Raw genomic sequence first — 23,851 nt, 5'->3', positions numbered from 1 at the left:
AGCCGGCCCTCGCACCCAGCGGAGCGTCAGCGCAGCTTCTGCGCCGCCTCGGTCGCCCAGTACGTCAGGATGTTCCGCGCCCCGGCCCGCTTGATGCCGGTCAGGGTCTCGAAGATCGCGCGGTCGCGGTCGATCCAGCCCTTCTCGGCGGCGGCCTCGATCATCGAGTACTCGCCGGAGATCTGGTAGGCGGCGACGGGCACGTCCACCGCGTCCGAGACCCGCGCGAGGATGTCGAGGTACGGTCCGGCCGGCTTGACCATCACCATGTCGGCACCCTCGGCCAGGTCCAGCTCAAGCTCCCGCAGGGACTCGCGGAGGTTGGCGGGGTCCTGCTGGTAGGTCTTGCGGTCGCCCTGGAGGGAGGAGCCGACGGCCTCGCGGAAGGGGCCGTAGAACGCGGAGGAGTACTTCGCGGTGTAGGCGAGGATCGCCACGTCCTCGCGGCCGATCTGGTCGAGCGCGTCGCGGACGACGCCGATCTGACCGTCCATCATGCCGCTCGGGCCGACCACGTGGGCGCCGGCGTCGGCCTGCACCTGGGCCATCTCGGCGTAGCGCTCCAGGGTGGCGTCGTTGTCGACGCGGCCCTCGGCGTCCAGCACACCGCAGTGCCCGTGGTCGGTGAACTCGTCCAGGCACAGGTCGGACATGACGAGCAGGTCGTCGCCGACCTCGGCGCGCACGTCGCGCAGGGCGACCTGGAGGATGCCGTCCGGGTCGGTGCCGGTGGTGCCCAGGGCGTCCTTCTTCGACTCCTCCGGCACGCCGAAGAGCATGATCCCGGAGACCCCGGCCTCCACGGCCTCCAGCGCGGCCTTCTTCAGGCTGTCCCGGGTGTGCTGGACGACACCGGGCATCGCCGCGATCGGCACGGGCTCGCTCACGCCTTCCCGGACGAACGCCGGGAGGATGAAGTCGGCGGGATGCAGTCGCGTCTCGGCGACCATCCGCCGCATGACGGGCGAGGTGCGCAGTCGCCGGGGACGGGTACCGGGGAATGATCCGTACTTCGTCATGCTTCTACGCTACGCCCGCACACCCCCGGCCTTTGCCGACGCGATGTCGGCCCGGGAAAGGCGTTTCCGCGTCCTGCCAGGGCCTCGCCCGCGCCCCGGTGCCCGGACTCATGCCGCGTGAGCGGCTCCGGCCACGGACGGCTGAACGGACCGGCAGTCGCGGCAACGACCGGGGTGCGGGGCCCGGAAGGCGCGTTCGCAGCCGTCGCAGTTCTGCAGGGGGTGGGAGCGGACCGGGGCCTCGCCGGTGGCAGCGGCCATAGCGGCGCCTCCCGCGGGGGAAGAGGCGGCGGGAGCTGCTCGCGGAGGCGGTAGGCGAGGACTCCGGCCGGGCTCCTCATACCCGGCGGAAGGTCGGCGGTGAGGGTCCGGTGGACCGTGGCGGCCGTGGCGCCGACGTCGAACCAGGCGGTGACGGCGGGCGCGAGCCGGTGCACATCCCTGCGCGAGAGGGTGAGCCGGTCGTCCGTGCGACGCAGACCGGCCAGCAGGGCGACGGCTTTGTCGTGGCGCCGGTCGAGTACGCCCTCCTCGCCCGGCGTGTACGGCCTGCCAGTCCCCGCTCCCGACACGTCCGTCTCGTTCGTCTCGTTGATCCGCCCGGCCGATGACCGGGGTGCGGGCGACTCCGCCGACGCGGCTGCGGACGCGACCGGTTCCGGTTCCGGTTCCGTCTGCCCGGAGGACGCAGGCGGCTCCACCGGCTCCACCGGCTCGGGCGCCGCGGGCGACGCGGGCGGGACCGCCGATCCGCCATCACCTCGGTCGTCCCCCTGCGGCGTGTCGCGAGCGCCCACCGAGGGGCGGGGCACCCCACCGCGAGTGCGGGCGCGGGGCGCCGCGCCACGGTCGCACATGATGTTTCCGCGCAGGCTGAGAGGGGTGTGGTGGGCGTAGGTACGGGTGGCGATCCGCCCGGTCTCCGCATGTTCCCGTACCCGCTCCAGGTAGCCGTGCGCCTCCAGCTCCCGCAGCGCGAAGGCGATCCGGTCCCGGCCTTCGGGGAAACGCTCGACGAGGCTGCGGATGTCGACGGCGGCACCGTCCGGCAGCGACAGGATGTGAGTGGCCAGGCCGATGGCGATCAGCGACAGCTCGCGGTGCTGGAGGAGGTGGTTGCCAACGACGGTGAACCGCCCCGGTGGGTACGTGCGTACGTGGATGACACCGGAGTGGGTGGTGGTCCGCCGAACATCCTGATCCGGGCGCGGGACAGCGTTAGGCTTCTTCTCAGCCATAGGGAAGCTTGTCTCTTCCTCGTTGGTCAGGCCCTCGCACTGGGATGCCAGTCCCGGCGAGGGCCGATGCATGTGTGGGGATGGGGAGTTGTGACGTCCCCTCGGGGCGAGACTGCACGGCCGAACCCTCGGCGCGCCAGCCACTCCGGCCCGTTTCACCCGGCCGAGTGATCCACGCGGGGTTTGGTTGGTTGGTCGGTATTTTCCCCAGGTGCTTTGGTCTTTTACGTCCCGCAGCCCCGACGAACGGACCCCCGGCACCCCGCTTTCCGGGCGCCGGTTACGCGGTTCACGGACGGTCGACGACATCGATCTCCGCCCACACCGACTTGCACGGCACCGGACCGACCCGCACCCCCCAGCGGTCCGCCACCTCCTGGACCAGCAACAGCCCGTAGCCGGACTCGCCGACCGCGTCCGCGGAGCTCGGGGCATGGACGGGCAGCAGGTCACCCCGGGTGTCCGTGACCTCGATCCGCAGCACCGAGGCCGGGTCGAGACGGAGCGTGAGACGGAAGCTCCGGCCGGGGACACGGCCGTGCAGCACGGCGTTCGCGGCGAGTTCGGCCACGACGAGCCGGGCCGAGTCCAACGGAAGCCCCCAGGACCTCAGTTGTTCGGTGGTGAGCAGCCGGGCGAGGCGGGCACCCCGACGGGTGGCGGAGAGCGGCACGGAGAACTGCGCCCGCGCGAGGGGCGCCAGAGGACCGGACGCGCTTCCGCGCGAGGCGGTGATTCGCTGATTCACATCACTCAGCGTGTTCACACGGCCCTACTCTGTGAAGGCCGGGAGCCCGTGCGGACGGGGACTGTCCGGGCCGTGCCCGGTTCTGTCCGGGGCGTCCGGGGTGACCGGCGCGGACATCCGGGGTTGGACACGAACGGCACGCGGAAGGACGACGAGCGTGAGCGACTGGGATGCGGGGCCGGAGGACGACGAGGCCGGGGCGGTGATGCGGACCGTCGGTCGTCAGCTGAAGCTGTGGCGCGAGGCGGCGGGCCTCACCCAGGCCGAGTTCGGGACGGCCATCGGGTACGGGGAGGAACTGGTCTCCTCCGTGGAGCGGGGGCGGCGCATTCCCCGCCCAGAGTACCTGGACAGGGCGGACCAGGTGCTGACGGCGGGCGGACGCGTCTCGGCCATGAGGAAGGACGTGGCGGAAGCGCGGTACCCGAAGAAGGTCCGCGACCTGAAGCGGCTGGAGGCGGAGGCCGTCGAACTGGGCGCCTACAACAACTCGGTGATCCATGGGCTGTTGCAGACGGAGGCGTACGCGCGAGCCGTGTTCGGCGTGCGCCGGCCACCCTTCACCGCGGACCAGTTGGAACAGCGGATGGCCGCCCGACTGTCACGTCAGGAGATCATCGACGCTGCGACGGAACCGCCCCTCTTCAGCTTCGTCCAGTGCGAGTCGACGCTGCGCAGGCCCATCGGGGGCAAGATGGTGATGCGACAACAGCTCGAACGGTTGTTGGAGATGGGGCGGAGGCGCAACGTGGACCTCCAGATCCTGCCCCTCGGCCACGAGGAGAACCCGGGAATCGATGGCTCGTTCAGGCTTCTCAAGCTCAGGGACGGAGCCACCGTCGGGTTCAGCGAAGCGCCCCTCAGCAGCCGGGTGATCACCGACCCGAAGGAAACGACGGTCCTCGACATCCGCTACGGCGCCATCCGCGCGCAGGCCCTCAGCCCGCACGAGTCGATGACCTTCATCGAGAAAGTACTGGGAGAGACCAAGACATGACGCTCAAGGTTTCCGGAGCCCAAGCCGAGCTGGAGTGGATAAAGAGCAGCCACAGCACGGCCGACGGCCCTGACTGCATAGAGGTCGCGGCCACCCCCGCGCGCGTCCACGTCCGTGACTCGAAGAACCCGCATGGCCCCCGCCTCACCCTCACCCCCAAGGTCTGGACCGGCTTCCTGCCGTACGCGTCTGCGCACTGACCCTCTCAATGCCTGGGGCCCGCGACCGATTTCACGGAAGCGGGCCCAGGGCGACACCGGTCAGTCCTCGTCAGCGGCTTCCTCCGCTTCGGGGCCCTGCTCCCGGGCCTGCTGAAGCGTCTCGGCGATCGCAGCGAACTCCTCCAGAGCTGCCTGGAGGTCCTCTACGATCTCGGCGGCCAGCACCTCGGGCGCGGGCAGGTTGTCCGCGTCGTCGAGGCTCGGGTCACGGAGCCAGGTGATGTCGAGGTTCGCCTTGTCGCGGGCGATCAGCTCCTCATACGTGAACGCCTTGAAGCGCTCCGTCTCCACGCGCTTGGAACGGTCCTCGTCAGGGCGGTAGCACTGGACGAAGTCCTCAAGAGAGGCCCGGGTGAGCGGGTTCTGCTTGAGGGTGAAGTGCTGGGCCGTACGGAAGTCGTAGACCCACAGCTTCTCGGTCCACGGCTCGTTGGGCCGGGCCGGCTTGCGCTCGAAGAACAGCACGTTGGCCTTGACGCCGCCCGCGTAGAAGATGCCGGTGGGCAGGCGCAGCATCGTGTGGACGTCGTACTCCTTGAGCAGGCGTCGGCGGATCGCCCGCGCCACCCTCGAAGAGCACGTTGTCGGGGACGACGACCGCAGCCCGGCCGTGGATCTCCAGCAGCGAGGCGATGTGCTGGACGAAGTTGAGCTGCTTGTTCGTCGTGGTGACCCAGAAGTCGCGCCGCTCGTAGGCGATCGCGTCACGGGCGGCGGAACCGTCGTCGCCGTAGACGGTGATGGACGACTTCTTGCCGAAGGGCGGGTTGGCCAGGACCAGGCTCGCGCGCTTCGTGGGCGGGGCGGCCAGGGCGTCGGTGGTGTGCACCAGCGCGTTTCCGAGCGGCTGCCCGATGCCGTGAAGGAAGAGGTTCATCGCGGCGAGACGCGCGGTGTTCCTGACCAGCTCGGTGCCCCAGATACCACCGCTGCTGAGGTGCTTGCGCTGCTCAGGGGTGAGCTGGTGGCCGTATTCGTGGAGGAGGTACTCGGCAGCGGCGAGCAGGAAGCCGCCGGTTCCACAGGCGGGGTCGGTGATCGTGTCGTCCGGAGTCGGGGCAAGAGATTTCGGATAACCGATGGGGTTGAACAGACAAGGCGGGGCGCCCACTTGATGGGCACGCCGCCACACCTCACGTCGCTTCAGTCGGGCGCACCCGGCCACCAGCCACGGGCAACGCCGTCTCCGGCGTCGCCCGTGGCGCACTCCTGCGGCCGTCAGCGCTTCAGCGCTCCCGGCATGAACGAACCGGGCGCCGCGAACGCCTCGACGGTGACCTTCTTGCTGGACACGGAGCCCGCCACCCAGAGGGCGCTGCCCTTGAAGCGCAGGTCGAGGTAGAAGTGCGTGGTCCCGCGGAACTGCTCGAGGCCGTGGATGTGCGCGTCGATGTAGCCGACACGGTTCAGGGCCTTCCTGACCCGGGCGGGGCTGGGCCGGTCCAGGCCCCGGAGCGCCTGGGTGACGCGCTGGACGTGAACGACCCCCTCGCACTCCTCGACGGGCCCCAGCTCGGGCATCGGAAGGGTGCGGGAGGGCGGGGCCTGGCCGGCCGTCAGCGCCGTGCTCAGCGGGGGCTGCGGCCGCTCCCGCGGAGTCGGCTGCTCATGCTCGGGCAGCGGGGTCGGGACGCACATCTGTCTGACCGTGTTCAGCATGTCCAGGAAAGCCGCCTGCTGACGCTGGGCGGGGACCACGGCGGCGGTCCAGGCTCCGCCGCCGGCGGCGGGCCTGCCCGGCAGGCCGGCGGCACTCGCGGTGCCGGCGGCGCCGACGGCAAGTGACACGGCGGCGAGGGCCGCGACCGCGAGGGCGCGGCGCGGCCGGCGGGTGGAGCGGCCAACTTCTTTGATTTCAGCGTGTGTTCTCGTCATGGCCCCAGTCTTCGACCAGGCCGGACGCCACACATGAGCACGCGTACTCAGACGCGTCCCGGTCATGTCCCCAGGTAGTGGTGTGACCGCTGGTGGTGTGACCGCGTCGGAGCAGGAGGCACGAACGAGCGAGGCGGAGTGCCCCCGGCAGGGAACACTCCGCCACACCTCACATCACGGCACGACTCACGTGGTCGTACGACGCCTCCGCGCCCCCGGCCTGCGCTCGCTGGGCCGGGTGACGGGGTCCCCCGCCTCCTGCGCGGCGGCACGGCGCTTGAGACCGAAGTCGGCCAGCGCCTCCGCCAGCTTGAGCACCGACGGTTCCGGGGCCATGACGTCGACGCGCAGCCCGTGCTCCTCGGCCGTCTTGGCCGTGGCGGGACCGATGCAGGCGATCACGGTCACGTTGTGCGGCTTGCCGGCGATGCCGACGAGGTTCCGCACGGTCGAGGACGACGTGAACAGCACGGCGTCGAAGCCGCCGCCCTTGATCGCCTCGCGCGTGTCCGCCGGCGGCGGCGAGGCGCGCACGGTGCGGTACGCCGTGACGTCGTCGACCTCCCAGCCCAGCTCGATCAGACCGGCCACCAGGGTCTCGGTGGCGATGTCGGCGCGGGGCAGGAAGACACGGTCGATCGGGTCGAAGACCGGGTCGTACGGCGGCCAGTCCTCCAGGAGACCGGCGGCCGACTGCTCGCCGCTCGGCACCAGGTCCGGCTTCACACCGAAGTCGATCAGCGCCTTGGCCGTCTGCTCGCCCACCGCGGCGACCTTGATGCCCGCGAATGCACGCGCGTCGAGGCCGTACTCCTCGAACTTCTCGCGGACCGCCTTGACCGCGTTGACCGAGGTGAACGCGATCCACTCGTAGCGGCCGGTCACCAGGCCCTTGACCGCGCGCTCCATCTGCTGGGGCGTGCGCGGCGGCTCGACGGCGATCGTCGGGACCTCGTGCGGCACCGCGCCGTAGGACCGCAGCTGGTCGGAGAGCGACGCCGCCTGCTCCTTGGTGCGCGGCACGAGCACCCGCCAGCCGAACAGCGGCTTGGACTCGAACCACGACAGCCGGTCGCGCTGGGCGGCGGCGGAACGCTCACCGACCACGACTATGACCGGCCGCCCGCCGTCCGGGGACGGCAGGACCTTCGCCTGCTTCAGCGTCTGCGCGATCGTGCCGAGCGTCGCCGACCAGGTGCGCTGGCGGGTCGTCGTACCGGCGACGGTGACCGTCATCGGGGTGTCCGGCTTGCGGCCGGCCGACACCAGCTCGGACGCGGTCGCCGCGACCGAGTCCAGCGTCGTGGAGACGACGACCGTGCCGTCCGAGGCGCCCACCTCCGTCCAGCAGCGGCTGGTGGCGGTACGGGCGTCCACGAACCGGACGTCCATGCCGTGCGCGTCGCGCAGCGGCACACCGGCGTACGCGGGCACGCCGACCGCGGCCGCGACACCCGGTACGACCTCGAAGGGCACGCCGGCTGCGGCACAGGCGAGCATCTCCTCGGCCGCGTTCGTGTCGAGCCCGGGATCCCCGGAAACGGCACGCACGACCCGCCTGCCGGTACGCGCGGCCTCCATGACAAGATGAGCGGCATCCCGAGCAGCAGCCGGGAGCGCAACGGATGTTGACGTGCCGTCAACAACCGTGAGCTGAGGCGTGCCCGTGCCCGGAAGCGGATCCGAGGAAGCGACCGCGTCCGTCGGTACGACGGTGACGCCCTGCCGGGCGTGCGTCCGGATCACGTCGAGCACCTCGTGCTCGGCGACCAGGACGTCCGCGTTCGACAGCGCCTCCACGGCGCGCAGGGTCAGCAGCCCCGGATCCCCGGGTCCGGCACCCAGGAAGGTGACGTGCCCGTGTTCCAGGCCGGTGGAAAGGTTGGCGGGGCTCAATGTTCTCGCTCCCCCATCAGACCGGCCGCGCCCTGGGCGAGCATCTCGGTGGCGAGTTCGCGACCGAGTGCCATCGCCTGCTCGTGCGTCTGGGGCACGGGACCGGTGGTGGACAGCTGCACCATGCGGGTGCCGTCGGTCGTACCGACGACGCCGCGCAGGCGCATTTCCTTGACAATCTGCCCGTCGGCCAGCAAGTCGGCCAGCGCGCCCACAGGGGCGCTGCAGCCGGCTTCCAGGGCGGCGAGCAGGGACCGCTCGGCGGTGACGGCGACCCGCGTGAAGGGGTCGTCGAGCGCGCCGAGCGCGGCGACGAGCGCTGCGTTATCCGCGGCGCACTCGATCGCCAGGGCCCCCTGGCCGGGGGCGGGCAGAACCGTGTCGACCGACAGGAAGTCGGTGACCTCGTCGATCCGGCCGATCCGGTTCAGTCCGGCGGCGGCCAGGACGACGGCGTCCAGCTCACCGTCGTGGACGTACCCGATGCGGGTGTCGACGTTCCCGCGGATCGGGACCGTCTCGATGTCCAGCCCGTGGGAGCGCGCGTACGCGTTCAGCTGCGCCATGCGGCGAGGCGAACCCGTACCGATGCGCGCCCCGCGGGGCAGGTCGGTGAACTTCAGGGCGTCGTGGGCGACGATCACGTCCCGCGGGTCCTCGCGCACCGGTACGGCGGCCAGGACCAGTTCCTCGGGCTGTGCGGTCGGCAGGTCCTTGAGCGAATGAACCGCGAAGTCCACCTCGCCCTTCAGCAGCGCGTCACGCAGTGCGGTGACGAACACGCCGGTGCCGCCGATCTGCGCCAGCGCCTCCCGGGAGACGTCGCCGTACGTGGTGATCTCGACCAGCTCGACGGGCCGGCCGGTCACCCGGCTCACGGCCTCAGCCACCTGCCCGGACTGGGCCATGGCGAGTTTGCTTCGCCTCGTCCCCAGTCGCAGTGCCTTCTGTGTCATGCGGGTCGGTCCTTCTTGTCCGTGCTGTCCTCGGCCCGGGAGACGGCGGCAACCGTCTCGGGGTCGAGGTCGAAGAGGGTGCGCAGCGCGTCCGCGTACCCGGCGCCGCCGGGCTCGGCCGCGAGCTGCTTGACCCGTACGGTCGGCGCGTGCAGCAGCTTGTCGACGACCCGGTGCACGGCCTGGCGGATCTCGCCGCGCTGGCGGTCGTCCAGGTCGGGCAGCCGGCCGTCGAGGCGCGTGATCTCGGCGGCTACGACGTCGGCGGCCATGGTGCGCAGTGCGACCACGGTCGGCGTGATGTGCGCCGCCCGCTGTGCCGCGCCGAAGGCCGCGACCTCGTCGGAGACGATACGCCGGACCAGGTCCACGTCGGCGGCCATCGGCGCGTCGGCCGAGGCGTCGGCGAGGGACTCGATGTCCACCAGGCGCACCCCGGCCAGCCGGTGCACGGCCGCGTCGATGTCGCGGGGCATGGCGAGGTCGAGGAGGAACACGGCCGGGGCCGGGCGCGGGATCTCGGCGACCGGCTCGGGCTTGCGGTGCTCGGGTACGCGGCCGACGGTGGCGACGGCCGCGGCGAGCGCGGTGATCAGCTCCGCGTCCGCGTCCGCGTCGGCCCCCGGACCGCGCCGGCCGGCCTCGCGCCGGTCGACGCCGGCTCCGGTGACCCAGGCGGCGTGCTGCTCCAGGGTGGCCGCGTCCATGCCGGCCACGGCGGCCTCGCCGTGCACGGAGAAGCCGGTCGAGCCCTGGACGGCGGCCAGGTCCAGCGGGCAGTTCTCCTCGGTGCCGACGCTGGTGGGCGGCAGCGGGGCCGCGGGCGTCACGGCCGTGGCGTCCATGCCCGTCACAGGCTGTCCGGTGCGGCCCTCGAGGGCCTGCGCGACGGCGTCGGCCGTCAGGACCAGCCCGGTCGCGCCGGTGCAGGAGACGACGACGTCGGCACGTGTCAGCTCGTCCGGCACGGCGTTCATCCGTACCGCGCGGGCGGTCACCGCGTTGTCGTCGGCCTCGGTGAGGATCTGCGCGAGCCGCTCGGCACGGTCGAAGGTGCGGTTGGCGACCACGATCTCGCCGACCCCGGCCCGCGCGAGGGTCGCGGCGGCCAGCGAGGACATCGAGCCGGCGCCGATGACCAGCGCGTTGCGGCCCGCGGCCCAGTCCCGTACGTCCCCGCCGGCGGCGAGCTGCTCCAGGCCGAAGGTGACCAGGGACTGCCCGGCCCGGTCGATGCCGGTCTCGGAGTGGGCGCGCTTGCCGACCCGCAGGGCCTGCTGGAACAGGTCGTTCAGCAGCCGTCCGGCGGTGTGCAGCTCCTGGGCGCGGGCGAGCGAGTCCTTCATCTGGCCGAGGATCTGGCCCTCGCCGACGACCATGGAGTCCAGGCCGCAGGCGACCGAGAACAGGTGGTGGACCGCCCGGTCCTCGTAGTGCACGTAGAGGTACGGCGTCAGCTCTTCCAGGCCGACCCCGCTGTGCTGGGCGAGCAGCGTGGACAGCTCGGCGACACCGGCGTGGAACTTGTCGACGTCGGCGTACAGCTCGATGCGGTTGCAGGTGGCGAGCACCGCGGCCTCGGTGGCCGGTTCGGCGGCGACCGTGTCCTGGAGCAGCTTGACCTGGGCGTCCGCGCTCAGCGCGGCCCGCTCCAGCACGCTCACGGGGGCGCTGCGGTGGCTCAGCCCTACGACGAGGAGGCTCATGCCGGCATCACGGCGGGTACGTCCCCGTCGGGTCCCTGGCCGGCCGCGCCCCCGCGGGGCTCACGGTTCTCACCGCTCTCGCGGTTCTCACGGTCCGCGCGGGCGGCGGCCGCGGGCAGCGCGCCGTCACCGGCGGCGCTCTCCTCGCCGGCCTTGCGCTGCTCGTGGAAGGCGAGGATCTGCAGCTCGATGGAGAGGTCGACCTTGCGCACGTCGACGCCGTCCGGGACGGACAGCACGGTCGGCGCGAAGTTCAGGATGGAGGTGACCCCGGCGGCCACGAGCCGGTCGCAGACCTGCTGGGCGGCACCGGCGGGGGTGGCGATCACGCCGATGGAGACCCCGTTGTCCTTGATGATCTTCTCGAGGTCGTCGGTGTGCTGGACGGGGATGCCCGCCACCGGCTTGCCGGCCATCGCCGGGTCGGCGTCTATCAGCGCGGCGACCCGGAAGCCACGGGAGGCGAAGCCGCCGTAGTTGGCCAGGGCGGCGCCGAGGTTGCCGATGCCGATGATGACGACCGGCCAGTCCTGGGTCAGGCCGAGCTCGCGGGAGATCTGGTAGACGAGGTACTCCACGTCGTAACCGACACCGCGCGTTCCGTAGGAACCCAGGTACGAGAAGTCCTTGCGCAGCTTGGCGGAATTGACCCCCGCGGCCGCGGCCAGCTCCTCGGAGGAGACCGTGGGCACCGAGCGCTCCGACAGTGCGTTCAGCGCCCGGAGGTACAGCGGAAGCCGGGCGACGGTGGCCTCGGGAATCCCTCGGCTGCGGGTCGCCGGTCGGTGAGTTCGGCCAGTTGCCACGATGCTCCTGCGGGTAGAGCGGGGCTGCAGGCGGCCATACGTCCCCAGACCGCCCCGTCGACAGCAGGCTATGTCTTTGTGAACGTGTGCACAAAGATGGTGTCCGTTTTGCCCGGCCAACGTGACCGGGGTCACGCACGCCCGTACCGGGCTCCTACCTGCGGGCAAAGCGACTCACTCCTAGTGAAATCCCGCCCCCGAGACCAAAACCGCCGACGATCCTAAGCGACGTCCGGCGCAGTCTTGTACTACTCGGTCAGTTCTTTGCGAAGACGCCCCGCGTCCACCCGCCAGAAGGTGTGCTGCCTGCCGTCGACGAGGACGACGGGGATCTGTTCCCAGTACGCGGCGTGGAGTTCGGCGTCCTGGGTGATGTCCTTCTGCTCCCAGGGCACGCCGAGTTCGCCGCAGACCTTCTCGATCACGGCCTGCGCGTCGTCGCACAGGTGACAGCCGGGCTTGCGGACGAGAGTGACCAATCGCTCCTGAGGGGCGGGCTTCCGCCGGAAAAGGGGGCTCATGGCGGACATTCTCGCGCCTGCTCAACGGTGCGGTCGCGCAGAGTTCACGCCCTTCGAACCTCTCGGCTCCGGCACCACCGAACAAACTGGCTATGCTCACCGCATGGCCGCTCTCGGATGGCTCACTCCCCGTAGGCGCTCCGCCACGGCGCGGAGCGTGTTGGCAGGCGAGGCCTCGGCGGAGGCCGCCCGCAAGTCCTCCCAGGAGGCGTCACAGACCTCCCCGGACCAGGAACCGCAGTTCCCGGTCCTCGGCGACGACAAGGCCGCCGCGTTCTTCGACCTCGACAACACCGTCATGCAGGGCGCCGCGATATTCCACTTCGGGCGCGGCCTGTACAAGCGGAAGTTCTTCGAGACCCGCGACCTCGCCAAGTTCGCCTGGCAGCAGGCGTGGTTCCGGCTGGCCGGCGTCGAGGACCCCGAGCACATGCAGGACGTCCGGGACTCCGCCCTGTCCATCGTCAAGGGCCACCGCGTGGCCGAGCTGGAGACGATCGGCGAGGAGATCTACGACGAGTACATGGCCGACCGCATCTGGCCGGGCACCCGCGCCCTCGCCCAGGCCCACCTGGACGCCGGACAGAAGGTGTGGCTGGTCACGGCCGCCCCGGTCGAGATCGCCCAGGTCATCGCCCGCCGCCTCGGGTTGACCGGCGCGCTCGGCACGGTGGCCGAGTCGGTCGGCGGCGTCTACACGGGCAAGCTGGTCGGCGAGCCGCTGCACGGCCCGGCCAAGGCGGAGGCGGTACGCGCGCTGGCCGCCGCCGAGGGCCTCGACCTCTCCCGCTGCGCCGCCTACAGCGACAGCCACAACGACATCCCGATGCTGTCGCTCGTCGGCCACCCGTACGCCATCAACCCCGACGCCAAACTCCGCAGGCACGCCCGCGAGAAGGACTGGCGCCTGCGCGACTACCGCACGGGCCGCAAGGCGGCGAAGGTCGGCATCCCGGCGGCGGCCGGAGTCGGCGCGGTCGCCGGCGGCACGGTGGCGGCCATCGCGCTGAGCCGGCGCCGCCGGTGAACCGCCACTGATACGCCGCTGATAGTCGCTACAGCCGGCGAACCGCCACCGGTACGCCGCTCACGCGTCGCTGACACACCGTCGGCACGCCGCTGAACCGCGACCGAGCCGCCGCCCGGCCGTCACCGGGTGCGATCACACGGAGGCCGGGCGTCCGTTTCCGGGCGTCCGGCCCGTTTCCGTCGTCCCGCCAGCCGCGGGACTCCCGCGTCAGCCACGGAACCCCCTCGCCGCGGGCTCGCACAGGGTCCCGCGCGGGTGCCCGGATTATGGCGCCCCCGGTCCGACCCGCCCCGGCCTTCGCAGAAACCAGCGCCTTTCCGATCAGCAATCGATCACATCAGGCGTCTTGATGAGCCGTCAATCGGCCACAAAACCGACGCAATCGATGATTTGAGCAACTGGGTGTAGCAGGGCCTGCACGAAGCGTTATTCTCCTCAGACGCAAACCGGTACCCCTCCGTCGCTACGACGGGTGAAAGGTCCCGCACTGCACGTGATGGAAGCTCTGCCTCTGGGAGTCCCGTGTACCCACACGTCGGGGTTGACGCCTCGGGCCTGGCTACGCTGCGCGCAACAATCGCAACGGTCAAAGAGACGCTGCGCGGCCTCGTCCCCACCGCGTCAACCGTGTCCACCGTGTCCGCCGTCCCCGTATTCGCCACCGTCGCCGCCGCGCCCGTAGGTCCGTGCTACGCACTGGCCGAAGGTGGCGCCGCGGTCGGCAGACGTGGCCGTTCCACCGGCACGCCCACCGCCCGCCGTCCGGCCGCCGACAGTGACAGCGCCCGGATGATGGACCTGGTCGAGCGTGCCCAGGCAGGAGAGGCCGAAGCCTTCGGACGGCTGTACGACCAGTACAGCGACACCGTGTACCGGTACATCTACTACCGCGTCGGCGGCAAGGCCACCGCCGAGGACCTGACCAGCGAGACCTTCCTGCGCGCACTGCGCAGGATCGGCACGTTCACCTGGCAGGGCCGCGACTTCGGCGCCTGGCTGGTGACGATCGCCCGCAACCTGGTCGCCGACCACTTCAAGTCCAGCCGGTTCCGCCTGGAGGTCACCACCGGTGAGATGCTCGACGCCAACGAGGTCGAGCGCTCGCCGGAGGACTCCGTCCTGGAGTCCCTCTCCAACGCCGCCCTGCTCGACGCCGTACGCCGGCTCAACCCGCAGCAGCAGGAATGCGTGACCCTCCGCTTTCTCCAGGGCCTCTCGGTCGCCGAGACCGCGCGCGTGATGGGAAAGAACGAGGGCGCGATCAAGACCCTTCAGTACCGGGCCGTGCGCACCCTCGCCCGGCTCCTGCCGGACGACGCCCGCTGACCCCGCCACGGAGTGCCATGTCCAACTCACGTTCCGTGCTGGCGCGTTGTCTTTCTGATCGGATCATCCGCCGTCCGTAACCCAAGTGCCGAGCCACTCGTTGTGCGGGATACAGGCTCCCTGTGGTCACGTCCTGGCCGACCCTGATCGCTCGATCGAGTGGGATTGGTCGTGGACGTGCAACCCTCAGGACCCCCTGGGGAGTCGACCGTCATGACGAGAGGAGGTGCCGCCAGTGATCGCGAACGTATCGGCCCACCGGCGGGCGAACGCCTTCGCCCAGGCCCTGGAGGAGCAGTCCGACCGGGACACGGCGGCCGAGCAGTCCGCAGCGCCGGCGGGATCACCGCCGACCACCGAGGAACAGACCGGGCAGGGCGAGATGTTGGCCCTCGCGACGGGCCTCTGCGCACTGCCCAGGCCGCAGCTCGACCCCGAGGTCAAGGTGGTCCAGCGCGCCCAGCTGGTGGCCGCGATGGAGGCCATGCTCCAAGAGGGATCCGGGGCGGACGCGCCGGTACCCGGACAAAGAGCCAGAGGCAGGGGTGCCCACCGGGCGAGCCCACTGGGCAAGCTGCGACCGCGGTCCCGGCTGGCGAAGGGGCTCACCGCGGGCGGGCTCAGCGTCGGCGTGGCCGCCGGAGCCTTCGGCGGGGTCGCCTCCGCCAGCTCCGACGCACTGCCCGGCGACTCGCTGTACGGCCTCAAACGCGGCATCGAGGACTTCAGGCTCAACTACCTGAGCGACGGTGACGACGAGCGCGGCCAGACCTACCTCGACCAGGCCTCCAACCGGCTGAGCGAGGCCCGGCGGCTGATGGAACGCGGTCGCGGCACCCAGCTCGACCACGAGTCCCTCGGCGAGGTCCGTCGCACCCTGTCCGGCATGCAGCGCGACGTGACCGAGGGCCACCGTCTGCTGCACGCCGCCTACGAGGCCGACCCGCAGTCCCTGGGCCCCATCCAGGCCCTCTCCGCGTTCTCCCGGTCCCACCGCGAGGCCTGGAGCGCGCTGAGCGACAAGCTGCCCCTGCAGCTCGGGGACGTCAAGGACAAGGTGTCGTCGGTCTTCGACGCCATAGACGAAGAGGTCGCCCCGCTGCAGTCCCTGCTCCCGCAGGCGCCCGCCGCGACCGGCGACGACGGGCGGCGAAGTTCCGGCACGCCGCCCACGGGCTCCTCCGGCACCCACCGGTCGGCCCCGTCCGGCACCGGCAGCACCCCGTCCTCCGGCAAGCACGCCAGCCCCGGCAGTCCCAGTGGTTCGGCCACCGGCGACACCGGCGAAGGCCTGCTCGGGGGCAGCACGGGCGGTCTGCTCGACCCGCCGAAGACCGGCGCCGAGGGCAGTTCCCCGTCGGCTCCCAAGTCTCCGACGAGCAAGCCGGACGTCACGCTGCCACCGCTCCTGCCGGGCCTGCTGCCCGGCCTGGGCATCGACAGCGAGGACGCGCACTAACCGCCTTCGGCCACGACAGTGGGGGCGCCCCTTTCCGAGCAGGGGCGCCCCCACCGTCGTACGCACCCCCGGCCCGTACGCGTGCACCCAGCCGGCCCGTGCGCCCAGCCGTACGCGTGCACGGTCCTGCGGGGACCGGTCGTCAGAAGAAGACCGACCGCCGCTGCACCAGCAGCTTGTACAGCGTGTGCTGGATCTGTTCACGGACCTGGTCGGTCAGGTTGAACATCAGCATCGGGTCTTCGGCCGCCTCCGGCGGGTAGCCGTCCGTCGGGATCGGCTCGCCGAACTGGATCGTCCACTTGGTCGGCAGCGGGATCGCGCCGAGCGGACCCAGCCACGGGAAGGTCGGCGTCATCGGGAAGTACGGGAAACCCAGCAGCCGCGCCAGCGTCTTGGCGTTGCCGATCATCGGATAGATCTCCTCGGCCCCGACGATCGAGCACGGGATGATCGGCACACCCTGCCGCAGCGCGGTGGAGACGAACCCGCCCCGGCCGAACCGCTGGAGCTTGTACCGCTCGCTGAAGGGCTTGCCGATGCCCTTGAAGCCCTCCGGCATCACCCCGACCAGCTCGCCCTGCCCCAGCAGCCGTTCGGCGTCCTCGGTGCAGGCGAGGGTGTGGCCCAGCTTGCGGGCGAGTTCGTTGACCACGGGGAGGACGAAGACCAGGTCGGCGGCGAGGAGTCGCAGGTGCCGGTCCGCGGGATGGTGGTCGTGCACGGCGACCTGCATCATCAGGCCGTCCAGCGGCAGCGTCCCGGAGTGGTTGGCGACGATGAGCGCGCCGCCCTTGGCCGGGATGTTCTCGATGCCCTTCACCTCGACCCGGAAGTACTTCTCGTACACCGGCCGCAGCAGCGACATCAGGACCTGGTCGGTCAGCTCCTCGTCGTAACCGAAGTCGTCGACGTCGTAGTCCCCGGTCAGCCGGCGGCGCAGAAAGGCGAGGCCACTCGCGACGCGCCGCTCCAGGCCGCCGCCGTCGCCCGGCTCCGCGGCCGGCTGTTCCTCCCGGGTCACCGTCTCATCATCCTGCGGAACGGCCCTGGCGGGCAGCGGCTGGACCGCGCCGACCTGCGCGGCCTCCCCGGCCGCGCCGCGCCTGCCGCCCGCGCTCCGGCGCCGCGACGGCCGTGGCACGGCGCTCCCGCGGGACCGGTCGTCGTCGAACGGAATGACCTTGGCATCCGCCATCGTTGCTGCGCTCCTCAGTTGGCGCTGGGCTTCGGGGGCCGGCCGCCGCCCTGTACGGCCAGCGCGGCGATCCGGTCGACGGCCCCCGCGAGGGCCTCCGGCGGCAGCAGCCCGGGGCCCTGGCCGCGCGCGAAGTCCGCGAACGTCTCCGCCGTCGTGTACCTGGGTTCGAACCCGAGCGTCTCGCGCATCTGGTCGGTGGCCACCACCCGGCCATGGGTGAGCAGCCGGATCTGCTCCGGCGAGAAGTCCGTCATACCGAGCGTACGCACCAGGGAACCGGCCCAGGTGACCGCGGGCAGCAGCAGCGGCACGGTGGGCCGCCCGAGCCGCCGTGAGCACTGCGACAGCAGCAGCACGCCGTCCCCGGCGATGTTGAAGGTCCCGCTGTTGAGCGTCCCGCGGCGCGGCTCGTGCGAGGCGATCCGCAGCACCTCGACGACGTCGTCCTCGTGCACGAACTGCAGCCGCGGGTCGTAGCCGAACACGGTCGGCAGGACGGGCAGCGAGAAGAACCCGGCGAGCGGGGTGTCCGTGGTCGGCCCGAGGATGTTGGCGAACCGCAGCACGCACACGGCGACGTCGGGCCGCCGCCGCGCGAACCCGCGCACGTACCCCTCGACCTCCACGGCGTCCTTGGCGAAGCCGCCGCTGGGCAGCGACTTGGGCGGGGTCGTCTCGGTGAACACGGCGGGATCACGCGGCGCCGACCCGTACACGTTCGTGCTCGACTTCACCACCAGCCGCCGCACGGCCGGCGACTTCTGGCACGCACCGAGCAGTTGCATGGTGCCGATGACGTTGGTCTCCTTGACCGTGGCCCGGCTGCCGCCGCCGAGCGCGGTGCCGGTCACGTCCAGGTGGACGACCGTGTCGACACCGGTCTCCGCGAGCACCCGGGCGATCGCCGACTGCCGGATGTCGGCCTGGATGAACTCGGCACCGCCGAGGTGGTGCGCCGGCGGCACCGCGTCCACGGCGATCACCCGGTCCACCTCGGGGTCCCGCTGGATCCGCCGCACGAACCGGCCGCCCAGCTGCCGGGCCACTCCGGTGACGAGCACGACCTTCCCCAAGATCAGCGCCTTCCTTCCCGATCCCGTGCGAAACCTGCTCCTGCCGCGTTCCCCGTGTGCGCCAACTTAGCGGGTGGATGTTGCGCTGTGATGGCCACCCGATGCGCGAGGTGACGGAATTTCCCCGGTCCGCACCAGTCGGGCCGCCGGAACCGAAAGGCACGGCCGGACCGGGACCGTGCCCGACGGTGGTGCGCGACGGTCGTGCGAGACAGCCCCCGGACATGCCTGTGGCCCCCCACCACACGGGTGGGAGGCCACAGGAACGCTCTCGCGGCGTCGCTTACTTCTTGTTGCGACGCTGAACGCGCGTGCGCTTGAGCAGCTTGCGGTGCTTCTTCTTGGCCATCCGCTTGCGCCGCTTCTTGATAACAGAGCCCACGACTTACCCTCGCTCACTTCTCATCACTCGGCGTTGGGCGCCATGGGCCCATACGACCTACGAGGGGCTAGCCTACCCGCCCGAGCGCTGAGGGTGTAATCGAGGTGATCGCAGGGTCTCCCGGAAGCGCCGTCAGGCAGTCTCCACCCCCACATAACTCTCGCGAAGGTACTCGTGAACCGCTTGCTCCGGGACGCGGAAGGACCGCCCCACCCGGATCGCGGGCAGATGACCGCTGTGCACCAACCGGTACACGGTCATCTTCGACACTCGCATCACCGAGGCGACCTCCGCCACGGTAAGGAACTGAACCTCGTTCAGAGGCCTCTCGCCAGCTGCAGCCATGACACACCTGAACCTTCCGCACTCGACGGCCACCGGCTTCCCCTTCCGGTGACTCTTCGTCGTTGCGTGCTCACTCCCCAATGTAGGGGCGTGTGATGCGAGTGGGGAAGAGGTGCACCCATCGCAGGCCTACTGTGACAGACACGCTCGTTTGAGTACGTAGCGGGTGAGCGGACGGTAGGAAACCGACCGCACCCCGTCATCAAGTGGAACGACGACGGACACTGCCCCCTCGGCCTCCCCGACGAACGGCGCGGGATCATCCGTGTCCGCCAGCCCGATCGCCTCGAACCCCAGCTGACCTGCGCCGCAGACCCACCCGTGGTCACCGATCACCAGCCCGGGCAAGGGGCCGCCGGACTCGGCGGCCGCGGCCAGAGCGAGCCGAACCGGGAGCGGGGAATGGCTGTGCACGCCCGGCTCACGACCGGGGCGCCCGGCCCCGGGTTCCCGCATCAGCGCGACGCCCCGCACGTAGTCCAGGCGGAACGTACGTAGACCGAACCGGGTCAATATGTCGACACAGTGACCCTGCGCGGGGGTGAGGACCTCACACCCCGCCGCCGACAGGGCGTCCGCCAAGCCGGCGTAGAAGCCGAGCAGCCGCTGCGGGTGTCCGGTGCCGAACAGCACGGGCACACCCTGCCTGGCGGCACCCCGGATCCGCTCCGCGAAGGCGTCCAGCGCCGCCAGCGTACGCTCCGGGTCGATCACATCCCGACCGGAAGTGTGCCCCGGATCAGCCGAAACCCCACACCGCTCGGCCATCAAAGTGAGCAATTCCCGCATTCCCCAGGTTCCTTCGGGGTCGATCCCGATCAACACCCGAGGATCCCGGGCCGCGAACAGCCGGTAGCTCCGAAGACTGACCTCCCGGGAGGTACCCACCACCCCGGCAAGCCCGGCAGCAAGCAGGTGCGCACGCAGACCACCGGTGTCCCACACGGGTGCGATGGTCGCCCACGCGGCCGCGCGCCGAAGCCGGAACGCCGAAAGAACGCACGGTTGGCGTAACGACGCCTTCCCGCGGGCGCGTTGCGGGCGAGGACGTCCGGGCGGGCCCGGCAGACCGTCACCCTCCGGGGGGACACCGCCCCCCGGGCGGGTTCACGGCAGCAGCCCCCGCAACGGGAACGCCGCCCGCCGGGTGGCCAGTACGGCCTGGTCCAGGCGGTCGGCGGGGTCGTACCCCTCCTCCCACGAGGCCCAGGCCACCGGCCAACGCCCGTCGGTCATCCGCATCGGCCCCAACTGCCGTGTCCGGGCGTACACTTCCTGCCGCCACCCCTCGGGAATCACCGTCTCCGGAGCCACCGGCCGCCCCGCGGCGATCCCCACCAGGTGCGTCCACGACCGCGGCACCACGTCCACCACCGCGTATCCCCCGCCGCCGAGCGCGACCCACTTCCCGTCGGCGTACTCGTGCGCGAGCTCGTGGCAGGCCACCTGCACGGCCCGTTGCGCGTCCAGCGACACCGCGAGATGCGCCAGCGGATCCTCGAAATGGGTGTCGGCCCCGTGCTGCGAGACCACCACCTGCGGCCGGAACTCCGCGAGCAGCTCCGGCACCACCGCGTGGAACGCCCGCACCCATCCCGCGTCACCGGTCCCGGCGGGCAGCGCCAGATTCACCGCCGCACCCTCGCCCGGCCCCGCCCCCGTCTCCTGCGGCCACCCGGTCTGCGGGAACAAGGTACGGGGATGCTCGTGCAGCGAGATCGTCAGAACCCGCGGATCCTCCCAGAACGCCGCCTGCACCCCGTCCCCGTGGTGCACGTCGACATCCACATAGGCGACCCGCTCGGCCCCCAGCTCCAGCAGCCGCGCGATCGCCAGCGCGGCGTCGTTGTAGACACAGAACCCCGAGGCACCCCCCGGCATCGCGTGATGCAGTCCGCCGGCGAAGTTCACGGCGTGCTGGACGTCCCCCCGCCACACCGCCTCCGCGGCCGCCACCGACTGCCCCGCGATCAGCGCGGACACCTCGTGCATCCCGGCGAACGCGGGATCGTCGACCGTGCCGAGCCCGTACGACCCGTCCGCCGACCGCGGATCCGCCGACGCGGCCTTCACCGCGTCGATGTAGTCCTCCCGGTGGACCAGCCGCAGCGTCGACTCCCCGGCCGGCCTCGCCGCGACGACGTCCATCTCCCGGTCGAGCCCGAAGGCCCCCACGAGTCTGCGGGTCAGCTCCAGCCGGACCGGATCCATCGGATGGTTCGGGCCGAAGTCATAGCCCGTTACTGCCTCGTCCCACATCAGCTGTGCGCGGCCGCTCATGCCCGCCACCGTATCGGTCCGGTTGAGCCGCGAACGACCTGGCATACACCAGCGTGACCAGCACCAACACCATCGGCACGAGCATGGCCCCCCGGTAGCTCCACGCGTCCCCGAACGCCCCCACCAAAGGCGAACCCACCAGGAATCCGACATAGTTGAAGATGTTGAGCCGGGCCACCGCCGCGTCCGAGGCACCGGGAAAGAGCCTCCCCGCCGCGGCGAACGTCTGCGGCACCAGCACACACAGCCCCAGCCCCAGCAGGGTGAACCCGAGCATCCCCACCCAGGCCCCCGGCGCCGAGGCCACCACCGCGAACCCGCCGGCCGCCACCAGCGTCCCCAGCCGCACGACCGCCACGGCCCCGAACCGCCGCACCCCCAGGTCCCCGATGGCCCGCCCCACCAGCGTGGTCACCATGTACACGTTGTACGGCACGGTCGCCAGCTGCTCCGAACCGCCCAGCACGTCCTTCAGGTACTTCGCGCTCCAGTTGGAGACGGTCGAGTCCCCGATGTAGGCGAAGGTCATCACCAGACACAGCGGCAGCAGCAGCCGGAACACCACACCCCCGCCGCCGCCCGGCCCCGGCTCGGCCGTCACGGCTTCCGGCTCACCGTCGACGTACCACCGGCTGCCCACCAGCACGGCCGGCAGCAACAGGGCCACCACCGGCAGATACGACACCCACAGCGCGAGCTGCCAGTGCGCCCCCAGCCAGGCCAGCGAGGCCCCGAGGATCCCGCCCAGACTGAAGGCGGCATGGAAGCTGAGCATGATGCTGCGCCCGTACGACCGCTGAAGGCTCACCCCGAGCATGTTCATCGAGGCGTCCAGCGCGCCGACGGCCAGCCCGAACCCACCCAGCGCGAGGGCCAGTCCGGCGACCCGGTCACCCGCCCCGACGCCGAGCAGCGCCAGCAGCACCACCGGCTGGGACCAGCGCAGCACCCGACTGGGCGGGACTCGCTTCACCAGCTGCTCGGTGGTCACGCTGCCGACGCCGGCGAGGACGGGCACGGCCGCCAGGAATGCCGGCAGCAGCGCGTCCGAGACGCCGTACCGGCTCTGGATGGCCGGGATGCGCGTCACGAGGAGAGCGAAGGTCACGCCCTGGGCGAAGAAACCGAACGCCAGCGAGGCCCTGCCGCGCCGCAGCACATCAGTCATGGCGGCGAGCGTAGGGCCCCGGGATACCGGTGGGTAGATCCGGCCGAAGATGAATTTCCCTCACCTTCCGCCGCCTTCGGCTGTGGTGGCGGGTCAGGCGGCGACCGCGACCTCGGTCCGCGCGGCCCGCTCCCCGGCCTCCACCTCGGCCTCCACCTCGGCCTCCACCTCGGCGGCGAGCATCCGCTCCATCGGTCCGGCGGCGACCGCGCCGCTGACCACGAAGGTCATCCCCATCACGACGGCCGCCATGACTCCGCCGAGCCAGACCATGGTGTCGACGGGGATCGTGTACGCGCCCACGACCCGCGCCACGCACTCGGTGAGCAGGACCACGCCCCACACCACGGAGAACGTCCGCTCCTTGCGCAGGAAGTCGGCCGAACCGGCCGCCGCACCCGAGGCCAGCCGCTGCCAGGCGGCCTCCCTGACCGCCTGACCCTTCACCAGGAAGGGCTTCAGGCCGGCGGTCATCATGGGGCGGCCGAGCGCCACGGAGACCAGGATGCCGATGCCGACCGTGCTGCTGACCACGCCGTCCTTGGCGAGCATCAGCCGCGGGTCGCCGGAGACGAGACTGAGCAGCAGGGAGACGACGTTGACGGCCAGGATGAGCCCCGCCAGCCCGTTCGCCCTGCGCTCCTTCACCAGGCCCCAGACCGTCCGCGCCGCCGGCACCACGCTGCTCCAGGCGAGCGCCGCGAAGGTGCTCATGCCGAAGGCGTCCTTGAAGAGGTAGTACGAGCCGAGCGGCACCGCGATGTCCACGAGCAGCGGCTTGAAGCTGTCCAGCGGCCTCGGGCTCTTGCTGATCCGCTTCTGGTTCCCCGTGTTCTTCGTCATGCCCTCAGCTTCGCCGCCGGAGGGGGTCCGCCGGTAGAAACGATCGTCCGGAGGTCCGCATGACAAATGTCAGGCACCCGACGGTGGCTGCGGTCACACCAGCAGGTCAGCCAACTCCCCCATGTCGGCGAAGAGTTGCCCGGCCCCGGTCAGCCGGTCCGCCGGTGTCATCGCGGTGAACCCGTAGACGTCCATGCAGGCCGCCACGGCGGCCTGCACGCCCAGCGGGGAGTCCTCGACGACGAGACACCGCTCCGGGGCGACGCCCATCCGCTCGGCCGCGTACAGGAAGAGATCGGGGGCCGGCTTGCCCCGCCCGACGTCCTGGGCGCTGAAGATCCGGCTCTCCTCGAACCACCGGTCGATCCCGGCCGCCCGATGTCCCACCCGGATCCGGTCGTGACTCCCGGAGGACGCCACGCAGTACGGCACCCCGTCCGCGGCGAGCTTCCCCAGCACGGTGTCGACGCCGGCCACGGGCCGCAGATCCCGCTCGAACGCGGCGAACACGCGCGCGTGGAAGACGTCGTCGAAGTCGTCCGGCAGCCGCTCCCCCGTCCGTTCCAGCACCAGGTCGTGAATCCGGTGCATCGCCGACCCCATGTAGTCGCGGATGGAGTCCTCGTACGACGTCGGGTGCCCGAGCTCGGTCAGATAGGCGGCCAGCAGCCGGTTGGAGATCGGCTCGCTGTCGACGAGGACACCGTCGTTGTCGAAGATGATGAGGTCATAGCGCATGCCCCGACCCTAAAGGACCCGGA

At 71.2% G+C, this 23,851-nt stretch carries 23 protein-coding genes and 1 pseudogene; 5 read left to right on the top strand and 19 right to left on the bottom strand.

Going from position 1 to position 23,851, the window contains the following annotated elements; genetic code table 11:
* Positions 1-26 precede the first annotated feature (26 nt).
* The 3 genes from hemB to OIB37_RS21080 all read right to left on the bottom strand — a co-directional run bounded on the left by hemB (position 27) and on the right by OIB37_RS21080 (position 3,005).
* Positions 27-1,019, bottom strand: coding sequence for a porphobilinogen synthase (gene hemB, locus OIB37_RS21090; protein ID WP_330459160.1), 993 nt, complete (start codon positions 1,017-1,019; stop codon positions 27-29).
* Positions 1,016-2,257, bottom strand: a complete 1,242-nt coding sequence (locus OIB37_RS36320; RefSeq protein WP_443058186.1) for a helix-turn-helix domain-containing protein — start codon at positions 2,255-2,257, stop codon at positions 1,016-1,018. Before OIB37_RS36320 ends, hemB begins: the two co-directional genes overlap by 4 nt.
* 289 nt (positions 2,258-2,546) lie before the next feature.
* Positions 2,547-3,005: an ATP-binding protein gene (locus OIB37_RS21080; protein ID WP_443058185.1), complete on the bottom strand. Its 459-nt coding sequence runs from the start codon at positions 3,003-3,005 to the stop codon at positions 2,547-2,549.
* Between the two features lie 157 nt (positions 3,006-3,162).
* On the opposite strand from OIB37_RS21080, the gene OIB37_RS21075 reads away from it, so the two are divergent.
* Together OIB37_RS21075 and OIB37_RS21070 are read left to right on the top strand one after the other, a co-directional pair.
* Positions 3,163-4,002, top strand: a complete 840-nt coding sequence (locus OIB37_RS21075) for a helix-turn-helix domain-containing protein (RefSeq protein WP_330459159.1) — start codon at positions 3,163-3,165, stop codon at positions 4,000-4,002.
* A complete protein-coding gene (locus OIB37_RS21070) occupies positions 3,999-4,202 on the top strand; it encodes a DUF397 domain-containing protein (protein WP_330459158.1) in 204 nt (67 codons plus the stop codon). Before OIB37_RS21075 ends, OIB37_RS21070 begins: the two co-directional genes overlap by 4 nt.
* Before the next feature lie 60 nt (positions 4,203-4,262).
* Here OIB37_RS21070 and OIB37_RS21065 read toward each other — a convergent pair.
* The 7 genes and pseudogenes from OIB37_RS21065 to OIB37_RS21035 form a co-directional block, all read right to left on the bottom strand.
* Positions 4,263-5,334, bottom strand: a pseudogene (locus tag OIB37_RS21065) (HsdM family class I SAM-dependent methyltransferase).
* A 107-nt stretch (positions 5,335-5,441) separates the two neighbouring features.
* Complete coding sequence (locus OIB37_RS21060; RefSeq protein WP_330459157.1) at positions 5,442-6,098, bottom strand: hypothetical protein; 657 nt, start codon at positions 6,096-6,098, stop codon at positions 5,442-5,444.
* Positions 6,099-6,284: 186 nt separating this feature from the next.
* Positions 6,285-7,994, bottom strand: a complete 1,710-nt coding sequence (locus tag OIB37_RS21055; RefSeq protein ID WP_330459156.1) for a bifunctional uroporphyrinogen-III C-methyltransferase/uroporphyrinogen-III synthase — start codon at positions 7,992-7,994, stop codon at positions 6,285-6,287.
* Entirely contained in the window at positions 7,991-8,950 is a 960-nt protein-coding gene (hemC, locus tag OIB37_RS21050; protein ID WP_330459155.1) for a hydroxymethylbilane synthase, read from the bottom strand. The genes OIB37_RS21055 and hemC overlap by 4 nt, the downstream gene beginning before the upstream one ends.
* Entirely contained in the window at positions 8,947-10,656 is a 1,710-nt protein-coding gene (locus tag OIB37_RS21045; protein ID WP_330459154.1) for a glutamyl-tRNA reductase, read from the bottom strand. The genes hemC and OIB37_RS21045 overlap by 4 nt, the downstream gene beginning before the upstream one ends.
* Positions 10,653-11,462, bottom strand: coding sequence for a redox-sensing transcriptional repressor Rex (locus tag OIB37_RS21040; protein ID WP_330459153.1), 810 nt, complete (start codon positions 11,460-11,462; stop codon positions 10,653-10,655). Before OIB37_RS21040 ends, OIB37_RS21045 begins: the two co-directional genes overlap by 4 nt.
* Positions 11,463-11,710: 248 nt before the next feature.
* Positions 11,711-11,992, bottom strand: a complete 282-nt coding sequence (locus OIB37_RS21035; RefSeq protein ID WP_330459152.1) for a glutaredoxin family protein — start codon at positions 11,990-11,992, stop codon at positions 11,711-11,713.
* Between the two features lie 94 nt (positions 11,993-12,086).
* Here OIB37_RS21035 and OIB37_RS21030 point away from each other — a divergent pair, with 94 nt between their 5' ends.
* The 3 genes from OIB37_RS21030 (at position 12,087) to OIB37_RS21020 (ending at position 15,798) form a co-directional block, all read left to right on the top strand.
* Positions 12,087-13,010, top strand: a complete 924-nt coding sequence (locus OIB37_RS21030) for an HAD family hydrolase (RefSeq protein WP_330459151.1) — start codon at positions 12,087-12,089, stop codon at positions 13,008-13,010.
* A 525-nt stretch (positions 13,011-13,535) separates the two neighbouring features.
* Positions 13,536-14,339, top strand: coding sequence for an ECF subfamily RNA polymerase sigma factor, BldN family (locus tag OIB37_RS21025; protein ID WP_330459150.1), 804 nt, complete (start codon positions 13,536-13,538; stop codon positions 14,337-14,339).
* A gap of 235 nt (positions 14,340-14,574) precedes the next feature.
* Positions 14,575-15,798, top strand: a complete 1,224-nt coding sequence (locus OIB37_RS21020) for a DUF5667 domain-containing protein (RefSeq protein ID WP_330459149.1) — start codon at positions 14,575-14,577, stop codon at positions 15,796-15,798.
* 142 nt (positions 15,799-15,940) lie between these two features.
* Here the strand turns inward: OIB37_RS21020 and OIB37_RS21015 are convergent, their stop codons facing one another.
* The 9 genes from OIB37_RS21015 to OIB37_RS20975 all read right to left on the bottom strand — a co-directional run bounded on the left by OIB37_RS21015 (position 15,941) and on the right by OIB37_RS20975 (position 23,828).
* Complete coding sequence (locus OIB37_RS21015; protein WP_330459148.1) at positions 15,941-16,996, bottom strand: lysophospholipid acyltransferase family protein; 1,056 nt, start codon at positions 16,994-16,996, stop codon at positions 15,941-15,943.
* A gap of 14 nt (positions 16,997-17,010) precedes the next feature.
* The gene (locus OIB37_RS21010; RefSeq protein WP_330459147.1) at positions 17,011-18,072 is read right to left on the bottom strand and encodes an NAD-dependent epimerase/dehydratase family protein; all 1,062 of its coding nucleotides are present in this window, start codon (positions 18,070-18,072) and stop codon (positions 17,011-17,013) included.
* Positions 18,073-18,355: 283 nt separating this feature from the next.
* A complete protein-coding gene (locus OIB37_RS21005) occupies positions 18,356-18,454 on the bottom strand; it encodes a 30S ribosomal protein bS22 (RefSeq protein WP_003948845.1) in 99 nt (32 codons plus the stop codon).
* A gap of 132 nt (positions 18,455-18,586) precedes the next feature.
* On the bottom strand, positions 18,587-18,799 hold the full coding sequence (locus tag OIB37_RS21000) for a helix-turn-helix domain-containing protein (RefSeq protein WP_004984898.1): 213 nt from the start codon (positions 18,797-18,799) through the stop codon (positions 18,587-18,589).
* A gap of 129 nt (positions 18,800-18,928) precedes the next feature.
* Positions 18,929-19,744 carry a phosphatase gene (locus OIB37_RS20995; RefSeq protein ID WP_330459146.1) on the bottom strand — a complete coding sequence of 272 codons (816 nt, stop codon included), beginning with the start codon at positions 19,742-19,744 and terminating at the stop codon, positions 18,929-18,931.
* A gap of 162 nt (positions 19,745-19,906) precedes the next feature.
* Positions 19,907-21,079 carry an acetoin utilization protein AcuC gene (locus OIB37_RS20990; protein WP_330459145.1) on the bottom strand — a complete coding sequence of 391 codons (1,173 nt, stop codon included), beginning with the start codon at positions 21,077-21,079 and terminating at the stop codon, positions 19,907-19,909.
* Positions 21,030-22,247, bottom strand: coding sequence for an MFS transporter (locus OIB37_RS20985; RefSeq protein WP_330459144.1), 1,218 nt, complete (start codon positions 22,245-22,247; stop codon positions 21,030-21,032). The genes OIB37_RS20990 and OIB37_RS20985 overlap by 50 nt, the downstream gene beginning before the upstream one ends.
* 93 nt (positions 22,248-22,340) lie before the next feature.
* Positions 22,341-23,090 (bottom strand): VC0807 family protein, encoded by a 750-nt coding sequence (locus OIB37_RS20980; RefSeq protein ID WP_330459143.1) that lies wholly within the window; start codon positions 23,088-23,090, stop codon positions 22,341-22,343.
* A 93-nt stretch (positions 23,091-23,183) separates the two neighbouring features.
* Positions 23,184-23,828, bottom strand: coding sequence for an HAD family hydrolase (locus OIB37_RS20975; RefSeq protein WP_330459142.1), 645 nt, complete (start codon positions 23,826-23,828; stop codon positions 23,184-23,186).
* Positions 23,829-23,851: the final 23 nt, after the last annotated feature.

Source organism: Streptomyces sp. NBC_00820 (assembly GCF_036347055.1).
Taxonomy (GTDB): Bacteria; Actinomycetota; Actinomycetes; order Streptomycetales; family Streptomycetaceae; genus Streptomyces.
Note: the sequence above shows the minus strand (reverse complement) of the source record. Positions and strands in the feature narration are given on the sequence as shown.